The sequence below is a fragment of the Aureimonas sp. Leaf324 genome (assembly GCF_001423245.1).
Lineage (GTDB): Bacteria > Pseudomonadota > Alphaproteobacteria > Rhizobiales > Rhizobiaceae > Aureimonas.
Map to the genome: position 1 here is coordinate 125,775 of NZ_LMOH01000001.1, position 22,542 is coordinate 148,316.

22 protein-coding genes are annotated in these 22,542 nt (G+C 67.6%); 11 read left to right on the plus strand and 11 right to left on the minus strand.

Features of this window, described 5'->3' with window-relative positions; translation table 11 throughout:
• Positions 1-3: 3 nt before the first annotated feature.
• A complete protein-coding gene (locus ASF65_RS00685; protein ID WP_055883675.1) occupies positions 4-333 on the minus strand; it encodes an L-rhamnose mutarotase in 330 nt (109 codons plus the stop codon).
• Positions 317-1,117 (minus strand): DeoR/GlpR family DNA-binding transcription regulator, encoded by an 801-nt coding sequence (locus ASF65_RS00690; RefSeq protein WP_055883682.1) that lies wholly within the window; start codon positions 1,115-1,117, stop codon positions 317-319. The genes ASF65_RS00685 and ASF65_RS00690 overlap by 17 nt, the downstream gene beginning before the upstream one ends.
• A 200-nt stretch (positions 1,118-1,317) precedes the next feature.
• On the opposite strand from ASF65_RS00690, the gene ASF65_RS00695 reads away from it, so the two are divergent.
• The 4 genes from ASF65_RS00695 to ASF65_RS00710 all read left to right on the plus strand — a co-directional run bounded on the left by ASF65_RS00695 (position 1,318) and on the right by ASF65_RS00710 (position 5,682).
• Positions 1,318-3,405 (plus strand): bifunctional rhamnulose-1-phosphate aldolase/short-chain dehydrogenase, encoded by a 2,088-nt coding sequence (locus ASF65_RS00695; RefSeq protein ID WP_055883684.1) that lies wholly within the window; start codon positions 1,318-1,320, stop codon positions 3,403-3,405.
• Between the two features lie 35 nt (positions 3,406-3,440).
• Complete coding sequence (rhaI, locus tag ASF65_RS00700; protein ID WP_055883687.1) at positions 3,441-4,730, plus strand: L-rhamnose catabolism isomerase; 1,290 nt, start codon at positions 3,441-3,443, stop codon at positions 4,728-4,730.
• Positions 4,731-4,741: 11 nt separating this feature from the next.
• Positions 4,742-5,296: an SIS domain-containing protein gene (locus ASF65_RS00705; protein WP_055883690.1), complete on the plus strand. Its 555-nt coding sequence runs from the start codon at positions 4,742-4,744 to the stop codon at positions 5,294-5,296.
• Between the two features lie 65 nt (positions 5,297-5,361).
• Positions 5,362-5,682, plus strand: a complete 321-nt coding sequence (locus tag ASF65_RS00710) for a hypothetical protein (protein ID WP_055884931.1) — start codon at positions 5,362-5,364, stop codon at positions 5,680-5,682.
• A 74-nt stretch (positions 5,683-5,756) separates the two neighbouring features.
• Here the strand turns inward: ASF65_RS00710 and ASF65_RS00715 are convergent, their stop codons facing one another.
• The gene (locus ASF65_RS00715) at positions 5,757-6,110 is read right to left on the minus strand and encodes a hypothetical protein (protein WP_055883693.1); all 354 of its coding nucleotides are present in this window, start codon (positions 6,108-6,110) and stop codon (positions 5,757-5,759) included.
• Between the two features lie 244 nt (positions 6,111-6,354).
• On the opposite strand from ASF65_RS00715, the gene ASF65_RS00720 reads away from it, so the two are divergent.
• The 3 genes from ASF65_RS00720 to ASF65_RS00730 are packed head-to-tail and all read left to right on the plus strand — an operon-like array spanning position 6,355 to position 10,143.
• A complete protein-coding gene (locus ASF65_RS00720; RefSeq protein ID WP_055884935.1) occupies positions 6,355-7,497 on the plus strand; it encodes an acyl-CoA dehydrogenase family protein in 1,143 nt (380 codons plus the stop codon).
• A 43-nt stretch (positions 7,498-7,540) separates the two neighbouring features.
• Positions 7,541-8,455, plus strand: a complete 915-nt coding sequence (mmsB, locus tag ASF65_RS00725) for a 3-hydroxyisobutyrate dehydrogenase (RefSeq protein WP_055883696.1) — start codon at positions 7,541-7,543, stop codon at positions 8,453-8,455.
• Positions 8,452-10,143 (plus strand): AMP-binding protein, encoded by a 1,692-nt coding sequence (locus ASF65_RS00730; RefSeq protein WP_055883699.1) that lies wholly within the window; start codon positions 8,452-8,454, stop codon positions 10,141-10,143. Before mmsB ends, ASF65_RS00730 begins: the two co-directional genes overlap by 4 nt.
• Before the next feature lie 15 nt (positions 10,144-10,158).
• Here ASF65_RS00730 and ASF65_RS00735 read toward each other — a convergent pair whose 3' ends face one another.
• The 7 genes from ASF65_RS00735 to ASF65_RS00765 form a co-directional block, all read right to left on the minus strand.
• Entirely contained in the window at positions 10,159-10,545 is a 387-nt protein-coding gene (locus ASF65_RS00735; RefSeq protein WP_055883702.1) for a response regulator, read from the minus strand.
• A gap of 179 nt (positions 10,546-10,724) precedes the next feature.
• Positions 10,725-11,708, minus strand: coding sequence for an ABC transporter permease (locus ASF65_RS00740; RefSeq protein ID WP_055883705.1), 984 nt, complete (start codon positions 11,706-11,708; stop codon positions 10,725-10,727).
• Positions 11,709-11,719: 11 nt separating this feature from the next.
• On the minus strand, positions 11,720-13,267 hold the full coding sequence (locus ASF65_RS00745) for a sugar ABC transporter ATP-binding protein (RefSeq protein ID WP_055883707.1): 1,548 nt from the start codon (positions 13,265-13,267) through the stop codon (positions 11,720-11,722).
• 111 nt (positions 13,268-13,378) lie between these two features.
• The gene (locus ASF65_RS00750; protein WP_055883711.1) at positions 13,379-14,359 is read right to left on the minus strand and encodes an ABC transporter substrate-binding protein; all 981 of its coding nucleotides are present in this window, start codon (positions 14,357-14,359) and stop codon (positions 13,379-13,381) included.
• Positions 14,360-14,484: 125 nt separating this feature from the next.
• Positions 14,485-14,907, minus strand: coding sequence for an RbsD/FucU domain-containing protein (locus tag ASF65_RS00755; RefSeq protein ID WP_055883714.1), 423 nt, complete (start codon positions 14,905-14,907; stop codon positions 14,485-14,487).
• A gap of 11 nt (positions 14,908-14,918) precedes the next feature.
• Positions 14,919-15,662 (minus strand): SDR family oxidoreductase, encoded by a 744-nt coding sequence (locus ASF65_RS00760; protein WP_055883717.1) that lies wholly within the window; start codon positions 15,660-15,662, stop codon positions 14,919-14,921.
• On the minus strand, positions 15,659-16,513 hold the full coding sequence (locus ASF65_RS00765) for an IclR family transcriptional regulator (protein ID WP_082505077.1): 855 nt from the start codon (positions 16,511-16,513) through the stop codon (positions 15,659-15,661). Before ASF65_RS00765 ends, ASF65_RS00760 begins: the two co-directional genes overlap by 4 nt.
• Before the next feature lie 51 nt (positions 16,514-16,564).
• On the opposite strand from ASF65_RS00765, the gene ASF65_RS00770 reads away from it, so the two are divergent.
• Entirely contained in the window at positions 16,565-17,863 is a 1,299-nt protein-coding gene (locus ASF65_RS00770; RefSeq protein ID WP_055883721.1) for an L-fuconate dehydratase, read from the plus strand.
• On the opposite strand, the gene ASF65_RS00775 is transcribed toward ASF65_RS00770, so the two are convergent.
• Positions 17,853-19,250 (minus strand): MATE family efflux transporter, encoded by a 1,398-nt coding sequence (locus ASF65_RS00775; RefSeq protein ID WP_055883723.1) that lies wholly within the window; start codon positions 19,248-19,250, stop codon positions 17,853-17,855. The two genes, ASF65_RS00770 and ASF65_RS00775, sit on opposite strands and share 11 nt — an antisense overlap.
• A 269-nt stretch (positions 19,251-19,519) precedes the next feature.
• Here ASF65_RS00775 and araD1 point away from each other — a divergent pair, with 269 nt between their 5' ends.
• Genes araD1 through ASF65_RS00790 form a run of 3 tightly spaced genes read left to right on the plus strand, consistent with a single transcriptional unit; the run spans position 19,520 to position 22,527 of the window.
• Complete coding sequence (gene araD1 / locus ASF65_RS00780) at positions 19,520-20,518, plus strand: AraD1 family protein (RefSeq protein WP_055883726.1); 999 nt, start codon at positions 19,520-19,522, stop codon at positions 20,516-20,518.
• 8 nt (positions 20,519-20,526) lie between these two features.
• Positions 20,527-21,453 (plus strand): Gfo/Idh/MocA family oxidoreductase, encoded by a 927-nt coding sequence (locus ASF65_RS00785; RefSeq protein WP_055883730.1) that lies wholly within the window; start codon positions 20,527-20,529, stop codon positions 21,451-21,453.
• A 3-nt stretch (positions 21,454-21,456) separates the two neighbouring features.
• The gene (locus ASF65_RS00790; protein WP_055883734.1) at positions 21,457-22,527 is read left to right on the plus strand and encodes an aldose epimerase family protein; all 1,071 of its coding nucleotides are present in this window, start codon (positions 21,457-21,459) and stop codon (positions 22,525-22,527) included.
• Positions 22,528-22,542: the final 15 nt, after the last annotated feature.

Here is a 22,542-nt window from a genome sequence, read left to right on the forward strand (position 1 = left end):
CGCTCAATCCATCCGGAACATGGGTTCGAGGGGCGTGACCACGGGCGAGTTGTCCGGGTTGGTGTCCATGATGTCGGCCATCATCGCCCACCAGCGCTTCATCACCTCCTGCTGTGGCAGGGCATCCATGCCGTGGTCGGCCGGCCGCTTCAGGATGGCGAAGAGGTGGTTCGTCTCCGGGTCGAGATGGATCGAATAGTCCCGAACCCCGGCGTCGCGCAGCAGCGCTAGAAGTTCGGCCGGGATGTCGTCGTGCCGGCGGCGATAAGCCTTGGCCTGCCCCGGTTTCAGGACCATGCGGAAAGCGAGCGTTTCCTCAGGCGCGCTGGCCATTCATGCCTCCCTCGACCCTGGCGACGACAAGTTGGACACCCGCTGCCTCGACCATCGCCGCGTCCTTGTCGGAGATCGACTCGTCGGTGACGAGGATCTGCGCGCGCTCCAGCGGCGCGAGAAGCAGGCTCGAACGATTGGCGAACTTCGAATGGTCGGCGAGGATCACGAGCTCGTCCGCCTGCCGCATCAGCCGCTGTTCGGACTGGATGATCAGGGGATCGGTCTCGGCGAGCCCCAGCGCCGAGATGCTCTGGACGCCCATGAACATCCGCCGCGCCCGGAAATGCGCCGTTCCGTCCGCCTCGAACGGCGAGAGGATCAGCCCTTGTGCGCGGTACACGGCGCCCGCCGGCAGAAGGACCGTGCAGCGCGAATGCTGCATCAGATGCTCGGCGATCGGAAACGAGTTGGTCATCACCTGAAGGCTGGCGTCGGTCAGGAAATGGACCATCTGGAACGTGGTCGAGCCGCCGTTGATGATCGCGGCGTCGTCATCTTCGCAAAGACGCGCGGCCTCGCGGGCGATCGCGCGCTTCTCCGCCACGTTGATGGTCCGCGCGAGGGCGAGATCCGAGCCGCCCGGCAGCCCCGGCACGGAGGACGACAGGGCCTCCGCGCCGCCGCGAACCTTGCGCAGGCGACGCGCCGCCGAGAGGGCCTGGATGTCGCGACGGATCGTCGCCTCGGAGGCGCCGGTCAGGGCCGCGAACTCCTGCACGGTGCCGACCGAGCGCCCCTTCAGAGCACTCAGGATCATCCGCTGGCGTTCGCGTTCATGCATGCTCGTCCTCCCGGAACGAACCATCGAACGACACCACCCAAATGTCAATCACGCCCGATCATATTCGATCATTGTGCGCTGCATCATGATCGGTTGTGATCGTTTCTGTTGACATCCCGTCGCAGGGGGAGGATGGTCCGCGCGCCGATCCGACGCGGAGGACGCGAGGGGCGGGCGGCGATTCCGATAAGAGGTTGGCGATGAGCGCGGCGACGAAACTGCTGGAAAACCGCTGGGACGATTCGCGCGCAGCCGCGATGAGCGAGCCCGAGCGTCTGCTCTACCGCTCCAACCTCCTCGGCTCCGACAAGCGCATCACCAACTACGGCGGCGGCAACACCTCTACCAAGGTCCAGCAGAAGGACCCGCTGACCGGCGACGAGGTCACCGTGCTCTGGGTGAAGGGGTCGGGCGGCGACGTCGGCACGATGAAGCTCGACGGCTTCGCCACGCTGTACATGGACAAGCTGGAGCAGCTGCGATCGATCTATCGCGGCGTCGAGCAGGAGGACGCGATGGTCGGCCTTCTCAACCACTGCACCTTCGACCTCAATCCACGCGCCGCCTCGATCGACACCTCGCTCCACGCCTATCTTCCCTACCGCCACGTCGACCACATGCACCCCGACGCGGTGATCGCGATCGCCGCGACCAGGCGCTCGCGCGAGCTGACGCAGGAAATCTACGGCGACGAGATCGGCTGGCTCGGCTGGCGTCGTCCGGGCTTCGAGCTGGGGCTGGAACTGTCGCGCTTTGCCGCCGAGCATCCGAACGCCAAGGGCGTCGTCCTCGAGAGCCATGGCCTCTTCACCTGGGGCGACACGGCGAAGGAATGCTACGAGACGACGCTTGATATCATCAACCGCGCCATCGAATGGTTCGACGGCCAGCTCGCCGGCAAGACCGCGTTCGGCGGCGAGGCCAGGGCGCCGCTTGCGCCGGACGAGCGCCGCCGAATCGCGGCCCGGCTGATGCCGGAAATTCGGGCGCGCATCGGCCAGGACGAGCGCAAGATCGGCCATTTCGACGACTCCGATGCGGTGCTGCAGTTCGTCGGATCGCATGATCTCGACGCCTTGGCCGCGCTCGGCACCTCGTGCCCCGACCACTTCCTGCGCACCAAGATCCGGCCGCTGGTCCTACCGTTCGACGGCGACGTCGATGCGGTCGTTGCAGGTCTTGACGCCTCGATCGAGGCCTACCGCGACGGCTACCGCGCCTATTACGAGCGGTGCCGCCACGACAACAGCCCGGCGATTCGTGACCCGAATGCCGTGATCTACCTCGTGCCCGGCGTCGGGATGATGTCGTTCGCCAAGGACAAGGCGACCGCGCGCATCGCCGCCGAGTTCTACGTCAACGCGATCAACGTGATGCGCGGCGCGTCCGGCGTCGACGTCTACCAGGGACTGGACGAGCAGGAAGCCTTCGATATCGAGTACTGGCTGCTCGAAGAGGCGAAGCTTCAGCGGATGCCGAAGCCGAAATCGCTCGCCGGGCGCGTCGCCTTCGTCACCGGCGGGGCGGGTGGCATCGGCCGCGCGACCGCCGAGCGGCTGCTGCGGGAAGGCGCCTGCGTGGTGCTGGCCGACATCGACGAGGGCGCGCTCGACGGCGCCAAGTCGGAGCTGTCGAAGAGCTTCGGCGCCGATCAGGTTCGCGGCGTCCTCGTCAACGTGACGGACGAGGCGGCGGTGGCCAAGGGCTTCGTCGATGCGGTCGCCGAGTTCGGCGGTCTCGACATCCTCGTCTCCAACGCCGGCATCGCGTCCGCCTCGCCGATCGAGGACACGACGCTGGAAGTCTGGAACCGCAACATCGACATTCTGGCGACCGGCTACTTCCTCGTGTCGCGCGAGGCCTTCCGCCTGTTCCGCCGTCAGAAGCTCGGCGGTGCCGTCGTGTTCATCGCATCGAAGAACGGTCTGGCGGCCTCGGCCGGCGCTTCGGCCTACTGCACCGCGAAGGCGGCCGAGATCCATCTCGCGCGCTGCCTGGCGCTGGAGGGCGCGGACGCCGGCATCCGCGTCAACACGGTCAACCCGGATGCGGTGCTGCGCGGATCGAAGATCTGGAACGGCGAGTGGCGCGAGCAGCGGGCGGCCTCGTCCAAGATCGGCGAGGACCAGCTGGAGGAGCACTACCGCGCTCGCTCGTTGCTGAAGCGCTCGGTCTTTCCGGAGGACATCGCGGAAGCCGTCTACTTCCTCGCCAGCGACCTCTCCGCCAAGTCGACCGGCAACATCGTCAACGTCGACGCCGGCAACCAGATTTCGTTCACGCGCTGACGCGTTCATCCATCCGGCCGCCGGGAGGGCAAGCCATGAGAATCCACAAGGACGTCATCGAGGCGGCCAACGAGCGGCTGCGCGTCGATCACGAGGCGGACTACGCCGCGCTGGGGCAAAAGCTCGCGCGCCGCGGCGTGTCGATCGACGAGGTGACGCGCAAGGTTTCGACCTTCTCGGTCGCCGTCCCGTCCTGGGGCGTCGGCACGGGCGGCACGCGCTTCGCGCGCTTTCCCGGCGCCGGCGAGCCGCGCGGCATCTTCGAGAAGCTCGACGACTGCGCCGTCATCCACGATCTCGGCGGCGCGACGCCGGCGGTTTCGCTGCACTACCCCTGGGACAAGGCGGACCCGGCGGACCTGCGCGCCAAGGGCGAAGAACTCGGCCTCGCCTTCGACGCGATGAATTCGAACACGTTCCAGGATCAACCAGACGACCCGCGTCAGCCGCTCTCCTACAAGTTCGGTTCGCTCTCGCATGTCGACGCGGCGGTTCGCGCGCAGGCGGTGGAACACAACCTCGAGACGGTCGAACTCGGTGCCGCCATCGGGTCGAAGGCGCTGACGGTGTGGGTCGGCGACGGCTCCAATTTCCCGGGCCAAAGCGATCTCGGGCGCTCCTTCGAGCGCTACCTCGAAGCCATGAAAGGCATCACCGGGCGGCTGCCCGACGACTGGCGCATCTTCTCCGAGCACAAGATGTACGAGCCGGCCTTCTACTCCACCGTGATGGCGGACTGGGGCACGAGCCTGATGACGGCGATGGAAATCGGACCGAAGGCCTTCTGCCTCGTCGACCTCGGGCACCACGCGCCGAACGTCAACATCGAGCAGATCGTCTCGCGGCTGATCCACGCCGGGAAGCTCGGCGGCTTCCATTTCAACGATTCGAAATACGGCGACGACGACCTCGACGCCGGGTCGATCGATCCGTTCCGCCTGTTCCTCGTCTTCAACGAGCTGGTCGAGACCGGGGGGCGGCTCGACGCGCTCCACCCGTCCTACATGATCGACCAGTCGCACAACGTCACCGATCCGATCGAGAGCCTGATCCGCTCGGCAAGCGAGATCCGGCGTGCCTACGCGCAGGCGCTACTCGTCGACCGGGATGCGCTGCGCGGGCACCAGGACGAGAACGACGCCATGATGGCCTCCGAGACGCTGAAGGCCGGCTTCCGCCTCGACGTCGAGCCGATCCTGGCGCGGGCTCGGCTCGATGCGGGCGGGGCTATCGATCCCGTCGCGGCCTTCCGGACGAGCGGCTATCGTGCCCGCGTCGCCGGTGAGCGTCCGGCCGCGCGGGCGTCTGGCGGCGGTATCGTCTGAAGGAGCCACGCATGACCAATCTCTATCGCACCGCCATCGAGGAACTGGCCCGCGTTGCGGACGCGATCGACGATGGCGCCGTCGACGAGGCCTGCCGGCGCATCGCCGAGGCGCGGCATGTCTGTGTCTATGCGGGAGGACGCGAAGGTCTGCAGGTGAAGGGCTTCGCCATGCGGCTCTTCCATCTCGGACGATCGGTCTCGGTTGTCGGCGACATGACGACCCCGGCGCTCGGACCGGGCGACCTCTTCTTCGTCGTCTGCGGGCCGGGCGAGATCTCGACGGCCGTCGCGCTGGTCGGGGTCGCCAAGGCGGCGGGGGCCGAGGTGGTCGTCGTGACCGCGCAGCCGCAAGGGCGGGTGCCGGGCATGGCCGATTACGTGCTCACTGTCCCGGCGCAGACCATGGCCGACGATCAGGGCGCCGCCGCGACCTCGGTCCTGCCGATGGGTTCGCTGTTCGAGGGCGCGCTGTTCGTGCTGTTCGAGGTCATGGTTTTGAAGCTCAAGACCCGCCTCGGCGTCAGCCCCGAGACCATGCGCGCCAACCACACGAACATGGAATAGCTTGGCGGAACCGCCGCTTGCCGCGTTCGGTTCTCCTGACGGAGGGAATCCACAGGGAGGTTTCGATGCCAAGAGGCGACAAGTCGAAATACACCGACAAGCAGAAGCGCAAGGCGGAGCACATCGCCGAGGGCTACGAGGATCGCAGCGTTCCCGAGAAGGAAGCCGAGGCGCGGGCCTGGGCGACCGTCAACAAGGACAGCGGCGGCGGCAACAAGAGCGGCTCGGGTCGAGGTCACGCGGAAACCCACGCGTCAGCCCGCAAGGGTGGCGAGAAGGGCGGAAAGGCGTCGGCCGCGCGCACAGCCGCCCAGCGGTCCGAATCGGCCAGGAAGGCGGCTGCCACTCGCAAGCGGAATGCCGAGGCGGCCGCGGCGCACGCTTGACCCACCCGAATGTACGCTCAAAGCAAAGGGCGCTGGATCCAGGATCCAGCGCCCTTTCTTGAAGCTGTGGTCGATCAGTTCGTCTTGACGGTGTCGTCGCCGGCGCTCGTGCCCGGAACCGGAACGCTCGTGTCCTTCGGAACCGGCGTTGCGTCCGTCGGAACGACGACCGTGCTTGCGGCATCGGCCGGCATCGCCGAACCGACACCTGTCCCGTTGCCCGGCACCGGCACCTTGCTGGTGTTGGCATCGGTCGAGGCCGGCGGCGCGTCCTTCGTGGTGGTGACGGTGCTGGCCGCGCCGGCGGGCATGGCGGACTCTTCGCCCGCGCTCGTGCCCGGAACCGGGTTGGTCGTCTCGGAAGACTGGGCGAGAGCCCCGGTGGACAAGGCGGCCGTGGCGGCGAGGGCGAGGATCAGGCGGTTCATGACATACTCCCCAAAAGACTTCGAACACACCGGACGCAGCGCTCCAGTCGCTGCACTCTTCGGCACCTCCCCAGAACTCACACGATCATGTTTGGTTCCCATCGCGCGAAACGAGGCGAGGGCATGCGACCGTGCGACCGTGCTGGCGCAGGAGTGCGGCCCTTGGACGAACGCACCGGCGCAGGCTATCGTCGCGCTGGAATCGCCGAAGGCCGACGAAGATGCGACCGGGCGGGAGGACGAAATGAATGCTTTCGCGCTCGGTGCGGACCGGGAGGCGATTCGAGCCATGGCGCTCGAATTCGCCGCGGAAAGAATGGCGCCCCTCGCCGGCGCCTGGGACCGCGATCGGGAACTGCCCGTGGAGACGCTACGCGAGGCGGCGTCGCTGGGTATGGGCGCGATCTATGTCGACGAAGCGCAGGGCGGCTCGGGCCTCGGGCGCCTCGACGCGGCCGTGATCTTCGAGGCCCTGGCGACCGGTTGCCCGAGCGTCGCGGCGTTCCTGTCGATCCACAACATGGCGACCTGGATGATCTCGCGCCACGCGGCGGCTCCGCTTCGCGAGGCATGGCTTCCGCGGCTTGCGAGCATGGAGGCGATCGCCGCCTACGCCCTGACCGAGCCTGATGCCGGCTCGGACGCCGGCTCGCTGCGCACCCGCGCGACCCGCAACGACGAGGACTATCGGCTCGACGGCACGAAGCAGTTCATCTCGGGCGGCGGGATCGCCGATGCCTACGTCGTCATGGCGCGCACCGGCGGGGAGGGGCCGTCCGGCATTTCGGCCTTCCTCGTCCCGGGCGACGCGGCGGGGCTCACCTTCGGTGCCAACGAACAGAAGATGGGCTGGAACGCCCAGCCGACCCGCGCTCTCATTTTCGAAGATTGCCGCATCCCGGCTGCCAATCGGCTCGGAGAGGAGGGGCAGGGTTTTGCGATCGCGATGGCCGGGCTCGACGGCGGGCGGCTGAACATCGCGGCCTGCTCGCTCGGCGGCGCCTCGGTGGCCCTCGACAAGGCGGTCGCGTACATGAACGAGCGCCGCGCGTTCGGCAAACGGCTGGCCGAGCATCAGGCCCTGCGGTTCCGGATCGCGGACGCCGCGACCGATCTCGAGGTCGGCCGAAGCATCCTCTGGCGCGCCGCCGCCGCGCTGGATGCCGGCGACGCCGAAGCCACCACGCTCTGCGCGATGGCCAAGCGGGTCTGCACCGACAAGGGGTTCGCGATCGCCAATGAGGCGCTGCAGATGCACGGCGGCTACGGCTATCTCGCCGATTACGGGCTGGAGAAAATCGTACGCGACCTCCGGGTGCATCAGATCCTCGAGGGAACCAACGAGATCATGCGCGTGATCGTCGCGCGGCAGGTGCTGGGCCGCTGAGGCCCCGCATCGGTCGTCGGCGTGTCAGCGGGAGGGAGCTATCATGACGGGTCAACCGACCATCGCCTTCATCGGCCTCGGCAACATGGGGCGGCCGATGGTCTCGCGGCTCGTGGCCGCGGGCGCCATCGTGCGCGCGTTCGACGTCGTACCCGCTGCGCTGGACGCGGCGGCGAAGGCCGGTGTGCCGACGGCTGCGACCATGGCCGAGGCGCTGCGCGGCGCGGACGTCCTGATCACCATGCTGCCTGCCGGGCAGCACGTCGTCGGCGTCTGCGTCGACGCCTATCCGCTCCTGCCGGCCGGCGCCCTTCATATCGACTGTTCGTCGATCGACATCGCCAGCGCGCGGGCCGTCCACGCCTACGCCGCCGAGCACGGCTTCCAGTGCGTTGATGCACCGGTCTCCGGCGGCACGGGCGGAGCCGAGGCCGGCACGCTGACCTTCATGCTGGGCGGGGAGGAGGCCGCGATCGAACGGGCGGGGCCGATCCTGGAACCGATGGCCGGACGCATCGTCCATTGCGGCGAGCCGGGGACGGGTCAGGCCGCGAAGATCTGCAACAACATGATCCTCGGCATCTCGATGATCGGGGTCTGCGAAGCCTTCACGCTGGCCGAGAGGCTCGGTCTTTCGCATCAGGCTCTCTTCGACGTCGCCTCGAAATCGTCGGGCCAATGCTGGTCGCTGACGAGCTACTGTCCCGTGCCGGGCCCGGTTCCAACCTCGCCCGCCAACAACGATTACCGACCGGGTTTTGCGGCAGCGCTGATGGCGAAGGACCTCGGGCTTTCGCAGGCCGCGGCTGCGGGTGCCGATGTCGAGACGCCGATGGGCGCGCTGGCGCGTGCCCTCTACGATCGTTTCGTGGAGGAGGGAGGCGGCGGGCGCGACTTCTCCGGCATGATCGAATTCCTGCGCGGGATGACCGGCGCCGATCGGGAGACAGCGCGATGACGACGCTTCTGGAGGCGCGCGACTTTCTCCTTGCCCATCGCGATGATCTCGACGCCGCGCGCGCAGGGTTCCGCTGGCCGGAGCCCGAGAACTTCAACTGGGCGCTGGAATGGTTCGACGGCGTACTGGCTGCCGACCCGGCCATGCGCGACCGGCCCGCGCTGCGCATCGTCGACTGCGCGACGCAGACGGAGACGAGCATCAGCTTCGCCGAACTCTCGGAGCGCTCGAACCGGCTCGCCAACACGTTGCGCGGACTGGGGCTGGAGCGAGGCGACCGGCTGCTCCTCCTCATGGGCAACGAGCCGCTTCTCTGGGAAGTGATGCTCGCAGCGTTCAAGCTCGGCGTCGTGGTGATCCCGGCAACGCTCCTCTTGACCGCCAGCGAACTGGCGGACCGGATCGCGCGCGGCGGCGTCAGGGCGGTCGTCACGGAAGCCGGACAGTGCGAAAAGGTGGACGAGGCGGGCTTCACCGGGCTACGGCTCGTTTCAGGTGCGCCGGAACGAACCGGCTGGATGTCGCTCGACGACCGCCAGACGGCGTCCGCGCGCTTCGAGCCGGACGGGGAAACGCGTGGCGACGACCCCTTGCTCCTCTACTTCACCTCGGGGACGACGGCGAAACCGAAACTCGTGCTGCACACGCACCGGACCTACCCGATCGGCGCACTGACGACGATGTACTGGCTCGGGCTGCGGCCGGGCGACGTTCATCTCAACGTCTCGTCGCCGGGCTGGGCGAAGCACGCCTGGAGTTCGTTCTTCGCCCCCTGGAACGCGGGCGCCTGCGTCCTCATCATCAACCAGGCGCGCTTCGACGCGAAGGTGCTTCTCGCCGCGATCGCCAGGGTCGGGGCGACGACCCTCTGTGCACCCCCGACCGTCTGGCGCCACATCGTGCAGGAGGACCTGCGGAGCGTCCGGCACGCCTTGCGTGAGCTTTGCGCCGCCGGAGAGCCGCTCAATCCGGAAGTGATCGAGCAGGTGCGCGCCGCTTGGGGGCTTCGCATTCGCGACGGCTACGGCCAGACCGAAACCACCGCGATGGTCGCGAACGCGCCGGGGCTCGAAACGACACCGGGTTCGATGGGACGGCCGCTTCCGGGATACGAGATCGAGATCCTCGACGCCGACGACCAGCCTTCGACGGAGGGGGAGGTCTGCGTTCGGCTCGGCGCGAAGCGCCCCGCCGGTCTCATGGCCGGATATCTTCGCGACGACGGGATGCTCTCGGGCGCGGATGGCGCGATCTACCGGACCGGAGACGTGGCGTTCCGGGATGATGCGGGAGGGCTGACCTTCGTCGGGCGTTCGGACGACGTCTTCAAGTCGTCGGACTACCGGATCAGCCCGTTCGAGCTCGAAAGCGTCCTGATCGAGCACGAGAGCGTCCGCGAGGCGGCGGTCGTGCCGCTGGCCGATCCGTTGCGGCTCGCCGTGCCCCGGGCATTCGTGGCGCTCGTCGATGGCGCGCGGGCGGATCTCGAAACGGCCCGGTCGATCCACGCCCATGCCGCCAAGCGGCTCGCGCCGTTCAAGCGCATCCGCGAACTCGTTATCGTCTCGGAGCTTCCGAAGACCGTCTCCGGCAAGATCCGCCGCGTCGAGTTGCGGCGCCGGGAGAGTGGCGAGATTTCGGACGACATGGTTCTTGCCCAGTTCACCGAGCGGCAACTTGCGGAGTAACGCCGCAGCGGCCGCTCAGGCCGGGCGTGCCGTCGACAGGACGCGGCCGAGCATCGAGACGAGGGCCGTCCCGTCGCAGGGCTTGTTGCAGACCTCGACGCCCGGATAGCGCTCGGTGAGCGTGCGCTTCTCGCCTTGTCCGGTGTGGAACAGGAAGGGGACATGCGCCTGGCGCAGGTAGTCGGCGACCGGATACGACGCCTTGCCGTGAAGGTTCACGTCGAGGATCGCCGCATCGAAATGCTCGTTCTTGGCGCAGGCCTCGGCGCTCGCCAGCGTGGCCGCGCAGGTGACGCGGGCGCCGTTGTCGTGAAGCTCCGCCTCGATATCGATGGCGACGAGGAACTCGTCTTCGACGACCAGAACGTGCTTGCCCGCCAGTGTCGCCCTTGTGGTTGCCAAGAAACCCGACCTCACTCAACTCGAACCGAAGTCGCCGTGGGCGACTGCAGAGGGCGCGGCGGCATGCCTTCGAGCACCGCCTTCGTCAAAGCCGTAGTATGGGGCGGAAGTTCCTTCCGAACAGATAAGCGGCCGGAAACCCGCGGAGGTTCCCAGCCGCCTGTCACCCTCGTGTCACATCAGCTGCGGCGGCGGCGAAGCTGATCGAAGTAGACGATGACGATGATCAGGCCGCCGGTGATGATCCGCTGCCAGAACGAATTGACGTTCAGGAGATTGGCGCCGTTGTTGATCGTGGCGAGGATGAAGGCGCCGATCAGCGGGCCATGGATCGAGCCCACGGCGCCGAAGAGACTGGTGCCGCCGATAACCGACGAGGCGATCGCCTGAAGCTCCCAGCCTTCGGCCTGCGTCGCGTTGCCGACGCCGATGCGGGTGGCGAGCAGCACGCCGACGAAGGCCGCGCAGATCGCCGACAGCGAATAGGCCATGTAGATGGTGCGCGAGACGTTGACGCCGGACAGGCGCGCGGCTTCCGGGTTGGACCCGACCGCGAAGAGGTAGCGGCCGAAGCGCGAGCGGTGCAGGAAGACGAAGGCCGGTACCGCGACAACGATCACCATCCAGAACAGGTTGGGGACGCCGAGAAAGCTGTTGCGCGAGAACTCGTTGAAGGCCGGATCGGTGATCGAGATCGTCGAGCCGTTGGTGATGACGAGGCCGATGCCGCGCAGCGCGGTCAGCGTCGCCAGCGTGATGATGAAGGGCGGCAGGCCCATCTTCACGATGCCGAACCCGTGGAACAGGCCGATCGCCAGACCCATCACGAGAGTCAGGATCACCGACAGCCAGACCGGGAAGCCGGCCTGCAGCAGGTAGGCGATCACGGTCGTCGAGAAGCCGACCACGGCGCCGACCGACAGGTCGATGCCGGCGGTGATGATGACGAAGGTCTGCCCGATCGCCAGAATCGCGATCATCGAGCCCTGACGCAGCAGGTTCGAGATGTTGTTGGCGGTGGCGAAGGTCGGCGTCGCGAAGGCCAGGAAGACCCAGAGCGCGACCAGAAGGCCGAGAAGGGTCAGCGCGAACAGGAAGCCGAAGTTGCGGCGCGGCTTCTTCAGGGCGGCGACGGCATCGGCGTTGGAGCTTTGAATGGTCATGTTCGCCTCGTTCAGACGCCGATCGCCTGGGTGAGAATGTCCTCGTGCGTGGACTGGTGGAAGCCGTGCGAGCCGACGAGGCGGCCGCCGCGGAACACGTGCAGCGTGTCGGAGAGTTCGTAGACTTCCGGCAGATACGACGAGATGAGGAGGATGCCGGCGCCGTTCTTCAGGAGCTGGCCGAAAAGCCGGTAGATCTCAGCCTTGGTGCCGACGTCGACGCCGACCGTCGGCTCGTCGAAGATGAAGACCTCGGCGCCGTGGTTCAGCCACTTGCCGATGACGATCTTCTGCTGGTTGCCGCCCGACATGGACGACGCCAGCGAACGGCGGCTCGGGGTCTTGATCGACAGGTTCTTGATCTGCCGGTCGGCGTGCTCGGCCTCCATCCGCGAGGAGATCGTGATGCCCTTCGTCAGCCGGTCGTAGATCGGAAGGTTGAGGTTCAGCCCAATCGGAAGGTTCAGCGCGAGGCCCTGGTCTCGCCGGCTCTCGGGCGCGAGGGCAATGCCGAGATCGATCGCCTTCCGCTCCGTCGCGATGTCGACCGGCTGTCCCTTCCAGAGGATCTGGCCGTCGGTCTTCGGATTGCGCCCGAAGAGGCTGAGCGCGAACTCGCTGCGCCCGGCGCCGATCAGGCCGTAGAGCCCGACGATCTCGCCGGCCCGAACGGTGAGCGAAACGTCGGAGAAGCCCTTGCCCGACAGGTTGCGCGCCTCGATCAGCGGAGCGCCGATCGGCACGTCGTCCTTGTGATAGATCTGCTCCAGCGAGCGGTTGATCATCATGGCGACGAGTTCGGCGTCGTTGGTCTCGCCGATCAGCCGGGTGCCGACATGGGTGCCGTCGCGCAGGACCGACACCCGGTCGGCGAGCTCGAAAATCTCCTCCATGCGGTGGCTGATGTAGACGATGGTGACGCCTTCGGACTTGAGGCGACGAATGAGCGTGAAGAGCTGTGCGGCTTCCTGGCGCGTGAGGTAGGCGGTCGGCTCGTCGAAGATCAGGAAGCGCGTCCCGCGCAGCGAGGCCCTCGCTGTCGCGACCAGCTGCTGCTGGCCGATCGTCAGCGAGCCGAGCTCGGCCTCGGCCGGCAGATGGAAGCCGAGATCGTCGAGGATCGCCTGCGCGGCCTCGTTCATCTTGCGCTTCTGGAGGAGGCCGAAGCGCACGCTCTCGTCGCCGAGGAAGATGTTGGCGGCGACCGACAGGTGCCGGCACAGGACCACTTCCTGATGCACGGCGTTGATGCCGTGGTCGATCGCTTCCTGCGGGGTCGCGAGATCGACCGGCTTGCCCTGCCAAAGGACCTCGCCGCTGGTGCGACGGATCACGCCGGTGAGGAGCTTGATCAGCGTCGACTTGCCGGCGCCGTTCTCGCCGACGATCGCGTGCACCTCGCCGGCCTTGAAGGCGAGCGAGGCGGGCTTGAGCGCGAGCACGGGCCCGTAGCTCTTGGCGAGCTGGCGGAGTTCGAGGATCGTCGTGCCCGCGGCCGGAAGCGGGTCCGACGTGGGATGAAGATCGACGGGTAGGGGATCGTGATGCGTGGGGGACATGTCACCCTCCGAAGCGCTGCGTCGAAGCGCGCCGCCCGCGGGTGCGGACGACGGGCGCGAGCCTGCATCAGGCGAGGCGGGCGACCGGAGCCGCCCGCCGACCGACGGTCGTTACTTGACCTTCGGGTTGAGCAGCTCCTGCGAGCGCGGCTCGTTCATGTTCTCGGTGGTGACAAGGTTGGCGCCGGTGTCGACGTTCTTCTCGACCGTCTCCTTCTTGGAGGCGGCGAGCGCCGTCTTGATGCCGTCGTAGCCCATCCGGTACGGATCCTGCACGACGAGACCGGAGATCACGCCGTCCTTCAGGAAGCCGACGAGACGGTCGTCGCTGTCGAAGCCGATCAGCGCGACCTTGTCCTTCACGCCGTTCTCGGCGACTGCCTGGCCGGCGCCCTGCGCCATGATCAGGTTGGAGGCGAAGATGCCGACGAGGTTCGGGTTGGCGGTCAGAAGGTCGGTCGTGATGTTGAGGCCCGTCGCGGCCTGGCCGTCGGCGTAGCGGTCGGCCACGAGCTTCAGGCCGGGGTGCTTGGCGAGCTGCTCGATGAAGCCCTTCTTGCGCTCCTCCAGCGAACCGGCGTTCGGCGCATTGGTGATGAGGGCGACTTCACCCTCTTCCTTGCCCGTCTTCGCCTTGATCGCGGCGGCCAGACCGTCGGCCGCGATGCGGCCGCCCTGGACGTTGTCGGTGGTGAGGAACGAGGTGAAGGCAGTGGATTCAGCCGATGAGTCGATGCCGATGATCGGGACCGACTTCGCGGCCTCGGTGATCGGGGGACCGAGGGCCGTGCGCTCGGTCGGGGCGATCACGATCGCGGCCGGGTTGCCGGCCACCGCGTTCTCGAGGATCGAGATCTGGCCGTTGATGTCGGTTTCGGCCTGGGCGCCGAGCTCGGGCACGTTGACGCCGAGATCCTGGCCCGCCTTGCGGGCGCCGGCGAGAACGATCTGCCAGTAGAAGGACGTCGTGTCCTTCACGATGATCGGAATGGTCGGCTGCTGCGCCAGCGCCGGGCCGCTCGGCAGGCCGAGGGCGAGGGTGGCGGCGGCGATACCGGCGAGTGCGAGCCGGCGGGTAAGCTTCAGAGACATCTGGGTTCCTCCCAAAAATGGACCGTTTATTCCGGTTCTTCTTCTGATTGGCATAATCATACCGTATCGGCGGTGGAGCTGGTTGGCAAGGGCTTCGCAGCTCGAAGTCGCTGTGATGCGGCGGTTTAGAGCACCCCTGTTTTCAGGATGAGATTGCCGTAGTGGCGGGTCTCACCCGTGGCGACGATCAGGGATGCCGTTCGGGCGCGCTCGTAGAACGCGAAGCGTTCCAGCGAGCGGATCGGGAAGTCGCCCGCGCGGCGGCGGACGACCTCGGCGAATTCGTCTGCGATGGGCGGGACGGCGTCGGGATCGCCGACGACCTCCATGCGGAACGCGGCGGCCTCGACGAACGTGTCGAGCGGCAGATGGGCGAGGATCGCGTCCGCAGCCGCGACGGCATCGATCCCGTCGAGACGGACGACGCGGGGGCCGAGCGAATGCGAGGGAAAGTTCGCGTCGGAAATGACCAGTTCGTCGCCGTGCCCGAGCGAGCGCAGGGCGTGCAGGAGGTCGGGCCCCAGCATCGGATGGATGTTGCGCAGCATGACGTCCCCGCTCAGATGTTGGTCCAGCCGCCGTCGATCGAAATCGCCTGGCCCGTCACGAAATCCGATTCGTGCGAGGCGAGATAGACGGCAAGGGCTGCGATTTCTTCGGGGCGTCCGAGACGGCCCATCGGCTGGCGGGCCGCAAAGGCGACGCGCGCCGCCTCTAGGTCGCCGGTGGCCCGCATCCGGTCTTCCAGCGACGGGCTTTCAACCGTGCCCGGGCAGATCGCGTTGGCGCGCACGCCCTTGGCCACGAAGTCGGCCGCGACGGACTTGGTGAGACCGATCACCGCGGCCTTCGACGCGCCGTAGACGAAGCGGTTGGGCGCGGCGATCACGGACGAGGCGACCGAGGCGATGTTGACGATCGATCCGCCGCCGCCCTCGATCATCGCCGGCAGGAACGCCCGGACCATCCGGAACATCGAGCGCACGTTGAGATCGAACGCGAAGTCGAACTCCTCGTCGGTACAGTCGAGGATGGTGCCCGCATGGACGAAGCCCGCGCAGTTGAAAAGGATGTCGGCACGCCCGACCTCTCCGGCGAAGGCACCGACGGCCGCCGCATCGCGCACGTCGAGGCGGCGCGTCGTGATGCCGGGCTCGGAAGCGAGGTCGGCGAGGCGTTCCTCGTTGATGTCGGACGCGATGACCTCGGCGCCCTCGCGGGCGAAGGCGAGCGCCGTCGCGCGGCCGATGCCCTGAGCGGCGGCCGTCACCACTGCGCGCTGTCCGGCAAGACGTTGGGTCAAGTGCGGTCTCCTTTGTTGGTCCCGCCACCCGCTGCTCCGGTCTCCGCGTCCTCGAACGGCGCGGCGACGGGGGCGGCGAGCGCCGCGCTGATGCGATCGGCGGCCTTTGCCACCTCGTCGCCGAGGGTTTCGGGTTCGATCGGATCGCTCAGGATGCGAAGGTGCGGGCAGGTGAGCGCGGCGACCGCGCCCGTGTCGTCGGGGTCGAAGATCGGCAGCGAGACGTCGATGACGCCTTCGGTGATGCCGGAGGCGCGCACCACCCGGCCGGCGGAGCGAAACGCATCGAGCCGCTCGGTGAGTGCCGAGAAGTCGACGCTCGGGTCCTCGGCGGCGATGGCCTGGAGCGTCCGCTCGCGGCGCCTCTCGCTCATGAACGCGAGAAGGCAATGGCCGGAGCCCGTGCGCACCAGCGGCTGGCGATAGCCGATGCGCACGGAGAAGCCGATGTGCGAAACGCTCTCCACGCGTGCGATGACCACCATCTGCGTACCGCTCGGCACGGCGAGGTGGCAGGAATAGCCGCTGGTCTCGGCGAAGTCCCGCATCACGGGAAGCGCGGCTTCGGTCAGCGAGCGATGAAGTGGCCGGTTGAGCCCGAGACGGAACAGCTTGTCGGCCACCACGAACCGATCGGTCCCTTCGCGGTCGAGATAGCCGCGCGCTTCCAGCACCGCCACCATCCGAAAAATCTCGCTGCGAGTGCGCCCGAGGGCATCGGCGAGTTCGCCAAGGTTCAGGGCCGCGCGCGTCGACGACAGATGCTCGAGGATATCCAAACCCTTCTCCAGCGCCGGAGCGCTGTAGCGGGCGGCATCCTCGGCCGAAGCGTCGTGGCGCGCAATTGACATGTGGTTCCGCTGGTGATTTCAGTTTTCATATATGAACAGGGATCATCAGGCATGTCCACCACAATTACGAGCTTCGAGACATTCGACATCCGCTTCGCCACGTCGATGAAGCTCGACGGGTCCGACGCCATGAACCCGGACCCGGACTACTCGGCGGCCTACGTCGTGCTGCGCACCGATGGGGACCTCGAAGGGCACGGGCTGGCCTTCACCATCGGACGCGGCAACGATCTCGTCACATCGGCGATTCGCGCCGCGGCCGAGCGCGTCGTCGGGGTTTCGATCGAGGATGTCGCCGCCGACATGGGCGGCTTCTGGCGCCGGATCACGGGCGACAGCCAGTTGCGTTGGCTCGGACCCGACAAGGGCGTCATGCATATGGCGATCGGCGCCGTGGTGAATGCCGTCTGGGATCTGTGGGCGAAGCGCGAGGGTAAGCCGGTCTGGCGCCTCGTCGCCGACATGACGCCGGATCAGGTGCTCGATCTCATCGACTTCCGCTACCTGTCCAACGCGTTGACCCGCGACGAGGCACGGGCGATCCTCCAGCGCGCCGCAGAGGGCAAGGCCGAGCGGATCGCGATCCTTTCGGAGAAGGGCTACCCGACCTACACGACCTCGGCCGGCTGGCTCGGCTACGACGACGAGAAGATGCGCCGTCTCTGCCGCGAGGGCATGGCCGAGGGCTGGACCCACTTCAAGCTGAAGGTCGGGCGCGATCTCGAGGACGACATCCGCCGCTGCCGGATCGTGCGCGAGGAGATCGGTCCGGACCGCACCTTGATGATCGATGCCAATCAGGTCTGGGAGGTCGGCGAAGCGATCGACTGGGTGAGGAAGCTCGCCGAGTTCCGCCCCTGGTTCATCGAGGAGCCGACGTCGCCGGACGACGTTCTCGGCCATGGCCAGATCAAGGCCGGCGTCGCGCCGATCAAGGTCGCGACCGGCGAGATGTGCCAGAACCGGATCATGTTCAAGCAGTTCCTCCAGGCCGATGCGATCGACGTCGTGCAGATCGACGCCGCGCGGGTCGGCGGGCTGAACGAGAACCTTGCGATCATGCTGATGGCGGCCAAGTACGGGAAGCCCGTCTGTCCGCATGCCGGCGGCGTCGGCCTCTGCGAGTATGTCCAGCACCTCGCGATGATCGACTACCTCGTCGTGTCCGGCACGATGGAGGGACGCGTCGCCGAGTATGTCGATCACCTGCACGAGCATTTCGTCGAGCCCTGCGACGTGCGCGGCGGTCGGTATATGCCGCCGCGGGCGCCCGGCTTCTCGATCGAGATGAAGCGCGCCTCGATCGAGGCGCACATCTATCGCGGCGAGGCGAGCGCGATCAGGCCGTGACCTGGCCGCTCCGCTCGCGCTGGAGATAGCGGGCGGTCATCGAGAAGGCGGCGACCGCCAGACCCGCGGCGAGCCCCCACCAAACGCCGATCCCTTGCCATCCCAGCGGGAAGGCGAGGGTGTAGGCGATCGGCATGCCCACCGCCCAGTAACTGCCGACGGCGATCAGCATCGGCGTGCGCGTGTCCTTCAGGCCGCGCAAGACGCCGCTCGCCGTGACCTGCATGGCGTCGATGAGCTGGAACGCGGCGGCGACGAAGAGGAGCGGGATCGCTGTCGCCAACACGCGCGCGGCATCCGGTTGGCCGAGATCGAGATAGAGGCCGATCAGCCGTTCGGGGATCATCCAGAAGAGAAGCGCGGCGAAGAAGGCGATGCCGATCGCGACCATCATGGCGACACGGGCGGCCCGCGACACGTCCTCCGCGCTCCCGCGCCCATAGGCCGAACCGACGCGCACGGTGGCGGCGCTGGAGAGGCCGAGCGGGACCATGAAGGAGATCGAGGCGAGCTGGAGGGCGATCCCGTGGGCCGCGAGTTCCACCGTCCCGATCCAGCCCATCATCACCGATGCGGCGGTGAACAGCCCGACCTCGGCGACGATCGTCGCTCCGATCGGCCAGCCGAGACGCGCCACTTCGGCAAACGCTTCCCAGTCCGGCAGATGAAACCGCCGCCAGAGATCGTAAGGGGCTAGAGCCGGAAGCACCCGCGTGTAGACGACGAGCGCCGCGAGGATGAAGACCGAGGTCGTGACCGAGGCGATGCCCGAGCCGGTCAGCCCGAGCGCGGGAAGGCCGAAATTGCCGAAGATCAGCGCGTAGTTGGCGAGCCCGTTGATCAGCGCGCCGAGCACCGTGATGACGAGCACCGGGCGCGGTCGCTCCAGCGCGCTGAGATAGGACCGCAGGACGAACGTCGCGAGGTAGGGCAGCATCGACCACTGCAGGATGCGCATGTAGTGGCCGCCGAGTTCGGCGACGCGCGGATCCTGCCCGAGGGCGACGAAGATGTCGTGCGTGAACCAGAGCGGGATCATCACGACGGCGCTATAGGCCGCGACCACCCACAGGCCCATGCGCACGGAGCGGCGCACGGCGCGCGTGTCGCGCCGACCGTTGGCGGCCGCCGCCATCGGCATCACCGCGTAGGCGAAGCCGGAGCCGAACATCCAGAAGACGTAGAAGGTCTGGGACGTGAGGACCGCCGCCGCGAGCTCGACGGGACCGAGGCGTCCAATCAGGATCGTGTTGGTGACGTTGATCGACATCTGCGCGAGCTGCGCGCCGATCAGCGGAAGGCCGAGCAGCAGCATGCCGCGCAGATGCGCGCCCCACGAGGTCGGGGCCTCGGCGCCGCCTTCGACATTCGCCCCGAGCGACACCATGAACTCCTCCGTCACCCGCCGAACGGGTAGCGCGTGGGTAGCGCCCGGCCGGGCGCCTGTCCAGATTGGCAAGTCAGGCGAACGAGCGACCAGCGTGCTGCGGTGCAACGACGATTTCCCGTACGCTTCGAGGCAGGGGCAGGGTACTCGATTGACAAGACTGGAGCGGTTCGAAATAACGCAGACAATTGGGTTGTCGGTCCGTCCCGCCGCGGCGCGCTCCGGTCGCCGGCCTCCCGTCGAACGATCTCTAGTCGCGTGGAACGACCATGGCTCTGCGAATCCTTCAGGTGAAAGACGGCAACGGCGCGGTGCAGGTCGTGGCGGCCGGGGACGAGGGCGCGGGCCATGTGGTGCCCGGCTATTTCTCGTCCTACGACCTTGCGCAGGCGACGATCACGCGCGGCTCGACGCTGGCCGCCGAGGTCGAGCGGGCCGGCCGCGGCGAGGCGGTCGACCTCGACGCGGCGCTGGCCGAGGGTCGCGTCCTCATGCCGATTCACCATCCGGACCCGGCTCACTTCATCGTCGCGGGAACCGGCCTGACCCATCTCGGCTCGGCCGACGGCCGCGACAAGATGCACAAGGCGCAGGCCGGCGAGCAGCTGACCGATTCCATGCGCATGTTCCGCATGGGCCTCGAAGGGGGCAAGCCGGCTGACGGCGAGATCGGCGTTCAGCCCGAGTGGTTCTACAAGGGTGACGGCTCTTGCCTCGTCGGCCCCGGCGAGCCGCTGACCTCGCCCGTCTTCGCGCAGGACGGGGGCGAGGAGCCGGAACTCGCCGGCATCTACCTGATCGGGCCGGACGGCACGCCGTTCCGTCTCGGCTTCTGCCTGTCGAACGAGTTCTCCGACCACGTGATCGAGCGCGGAAACTACCTCTGGCTGGCCCACTCCAAGCTGCGCCAGGCGTCGCTCGGTCCTGAGCTTCTGGTCGGCGCGCTGCCCGACCATGTCGAGGGCACGTCGCGCATCCGCCGCGACGACGAACTGGTGTTCGACAAGCCGTTCCTGTCGGGCGAGGCGAACATGTCGCACACGATCGCCAACCTCGAGCATCACCACTTCAAGTACGACCTGTTCCGTCGCCCCGGCGACCTGCACGTCCACTTCTTCGGAACGGCGACGCTCTCGGTGACGCATGGCGTGAAGACGCAGGCCGGCGACCGATTCGAGATCGACGCGCGCCCCTTCCGTCTCCCGCTGGTCAACACGCTGGCGGAAACCGCGGGCCGCGAGGCTCCCGTCGCCGTTCGCTCGCTCTGAGACCTGCCATGACCCTTCGCGTTGCCATCGTCGGTCTCGGCAAGATCGCCCGCGACCAGCACGTCCCCTCCATCGCCACGGTCGAGGGCGTGGAACTGACCGCCGTCGCCAGCCGCAACGCCTCGCTCGATGGCGTTGCGCGCTTCTCGACCCTCGACGAGATGCTCGGCCACGCTGATCTCTTCGACGCGGTCGCGCTCTGCACGCCGCCGCAGGGGCGCCACGAGCTCGCGCACGCCGCGCTGTCCGCCGGCAAGCATGTGCTCCTCGAAAAGCCGCCCGGCGCCACCGTCAGCGAAGTCCGCCCGCTCGAAGCGCTGGCGCGCGAGAAGGGCGTTTCGCTCTTCGCGACCTGGCACTCACGTTTCGCGCCCGCCGTCGAGCCGGCCCGCGCCTTCCTGGCTCAGACCCGGATCCGCTCGGTCCGGATCGAGTGGAAGGAGGACGTTCGTAAGTGGCATCCCGGTCAGGAGTGGATCTGGGAGCCCGGCGGACTCGGCGTCTTCGATCCGGGCATCAACGCCCTGTCGATCCTGACGGCGATCCTGCCGCGCCCGGTCTTCCTGACGAAGTCCGACCTGTCCTTCCCGGAGAACCGAGCAGCACCGATCGCGGCGGCGCTCGCCTTCTCCGACGGCGCGGGCGTTCCGGTCGATGCCGACTTCGACTGGCGCGAAACGCGCGGCGAGATCTGGAACATCATGGTCGAGACCGACGCCGGCTCGCTGACCGTTGCCGACGGCGGCAAGCGCATGCTGGTCGACGGGCAGGTGCGCCTCGACGAGCCCGATCGCGAATATGCCGCGATCTACCGTCGCTTCGCCGAACTGGCGGCGACCGGCGGGATCGACGTCGATCTGTCGCCGCTCCAGCATGTGGCGGACGCCTTTCTTCTCGGGCGTCGCCATGTCGTCGAAGCCTTCGTGGAGGCCTGAGCGATGACGGCGCTGCCGGCCCTGGAGCGACGCGACTTCGGCGTGCTGCCGGATGGCCGTCGGGTCGAACTGGTGTGCCTGCGCGCCGACGGGATCGAGGCGCGGGTCATGACCTACGGCGCGACGCTTCAGGCTCTCCTCGTGCCTGACCGCACCGGCCGCATCGAAGACGTCGTTCTGGGGCACGACGACCTCGACGGCTATGTCGAAACGCGCAGCTTCTACGGCGCGACGATCGGGCGGTATGCCAACCGCATCGCGCGCGGCACCTTCGCGATCGACGGCGAGACGTTCACGGTGCCGGCCAACGACGGCAAAAACACCCTCCACGGCGGTGCCGAAGGGTTCGATCGACATCTCTGGGAGATTGCGGAAACGGGGGAGGGCGCGGAGCCTTTCGTGCGCTTCTCCCGTACCAGCCCCGACGGCGAGGGAGGCTTTCCCGGCCAACTCACCACCAGCGTCAGCTACCGCTTGCGCGCGGGCGAACTCGAGATCGGGTTCGATGCCGAGACCGACCGGCCGACCGTCGTCAATCTGACGAACCACGCCTTCTTCAACCTCGGCGGCACGCAAAACCTGACCGACGTCTTGGGCCATGAACTGGCGATCGAGGCCGACGAGTTTCTGCCCGTCGGCGACGGCGCGATCCCCCTGGGAGCGCCGGCCCCGGTTGCGGGCACGGCCTTCGATTTCCGTGCGAGCTCCTCCATCGGCAAGCGCATCCGCGCACCGGAGGAGCAGATCCGGCAAGGGCGCGGCTACGACCACAACTGGTGTATCCGCGGCGCGTCCGGCGGCGAGCCGCGACTGGCGGCCACCGTTCGCAATCCGGCGAACGGGCTGGAGATGCAGCTTCTGACCGATCAGCCCGGCGTCCAGTTTTATTCCGGCAACTTTCTCGACGGGACGTCGGTCGGCAAGAACGGGCAGATCCACCGGATGGGCGATGCCCTGTGCCTCGAGCCGCAGCGCTACCCCGACAGCCCCAATCGACCGGACTATCCGTCTGCCCGCCTCGACCCCGGCGCGACGTATCGCCACCGCTCGATCTATCGCTTCACGCATGCCTGACGTGTCAGGTCTCGC

Excerpts from the sequence above, each read along its gene's own strand:
- ASF65_RS00685 (WP_055883675.1), bottom strand. The coding sequence starts at position 333 with ATGGCCAGCGCGCCTGAGGAAACGCTCGCTTTCCGCATGGTCCTGAAA.
- ASF65_RS00690 (WP_055883682.1), bottom strand. The coding sequence starts at position 1,117 with ATGCATGAACGCGAACGCCAGCGGATGATCCTGAGTGCTCTGAAGGGG.
- ASF65_RS00695 (WP_055883684.1), top strand. The coding sequence starts at position 1,318 with ATGAGCGCGGCGACGAAACTGCTGGAAAACCGCTGGGACGATTCGCGC.
- rhaI (WP_055883687.1), top strand. The coding sequence starts at position 3,441 with ATGAGAATCCACAAGGACGTCATCGAGGCGGCCAACGAGCGGCTGCGC.
- ASF65_RS00705 (WP_055883690.1), top strand. The coding sequence starts at position 4,742 with ATGACCAATCTCTATCGCACCGCCATCGAGGAACTGGCCCGCGTTGCG.
- ASF65_RS00710 (WP_055884931.1), top strand. The coding sequence starts at position 5,362 with ATGCCAAGAGGCGACAAGTCGAAATACACCGACAAGCAGAAGCGCAAG.
- ASF65_RS00715 (WP_055883693.1), bottom strand. The coding sequence starts at position 6,110 with ATGAACCGCCTGATCCTCGCCCTCGCCGCCACGGCCGCCTTGTCCACC.
- ASF65_RS00720 (WP_055884935.1), top strand. The coding sequence starts at position 6,355 with ATGAATGCTTTCGCGCTCGGTGCGGACCGGGAGGCGATTCGAGCCATG.
- mmsB (WP_055883696.1), top strand. The coding sequence starts at position 7,541 with ATGACGGGTCAACCGACCATCGCCTTCATCGGCCTCGGCAACATGGGG.
- ASF65_RS00730 (WP_055883699.1), top strand. The coding sequence starts at position 8,452 with ATGACGACGCTTCTGGAGGCGCGCGACTTTCTCCTTGCCCATCGCGAT.
- ASF65_RS00740 (WP_055883705.1), bottom strand. The coding sequence starts at position 11,708 with ATGACCATTCAAAGCTCCAACGCCGATGCCGTCGCCGCCCTGAAGAAG.
- ASF65_RS00745 (WP_055883707.1), bottom strand. The coding sequence starts at position 13,267 with ATGTCCCCCACGCATCACGATCCCCTACCCGTCGATCTTCATCCCACG.
- ASF65_RS00750 (WP_055883711.1), bottom strand. The coding sequence starts at position 14,359 with ATGTCTCTGAAGCTTACCCGCCGGCTCGCACTCGCCGGTATCGCCGCC.
- ASF65_RS00755 (WP_055883714.1), bottom strand. The coding sequence starts at position 14,907 with ATGCTGCGCAACATCCATCCGATGCTGGGGCCCGACCTCCTGCACGCC.
- ASF65_RS00765 (WP_082505077.1), bottom strand. The coding sequence starts at position 16,513 with ATGTCAATTGCGCGCCACGACGCTTCGGCCGAGGATGCCGCCCGCTAC.
- ASF65_RS00770 (WP_055883721.1), top strand. The coding sequence starts at position 16,565 with ATGTCCACCACAATTACGAGCTTCGAGACATTCGACATCCGCTTCGCC.
- ASF65_RS00775 (WP_055883723.1), bottom strand. The coding sequence starts at position 19,250 with ATGGTGTCGCTCGGGGCGAATGTCGAAGGCGGCGCCGAGGCCCCGACC.
- araD1 (WP_055883726.1), top strand. The coding sequence starts at position 19,520 with ATGGCTCTGCGAATCCTTCAGGTGAAAGACGGCAACGGCGCGGTGCAG.
- ASF65_RS00785 (WP_055883730.1), top strand. The coding sequence starts at position 20,527 with ATGACCCTTCGCGTTGCCATCGTCGGTCTCGGCAAGATCGCCCGCGAC.
- ASF65_RS00790 (WP_055883734.1), top strand. The coding sequence starts at position 21,457 with ATGACGGCGCTGCCGGCCCTGGAGCGACGCGACTTCGGCGTGCTGCCG.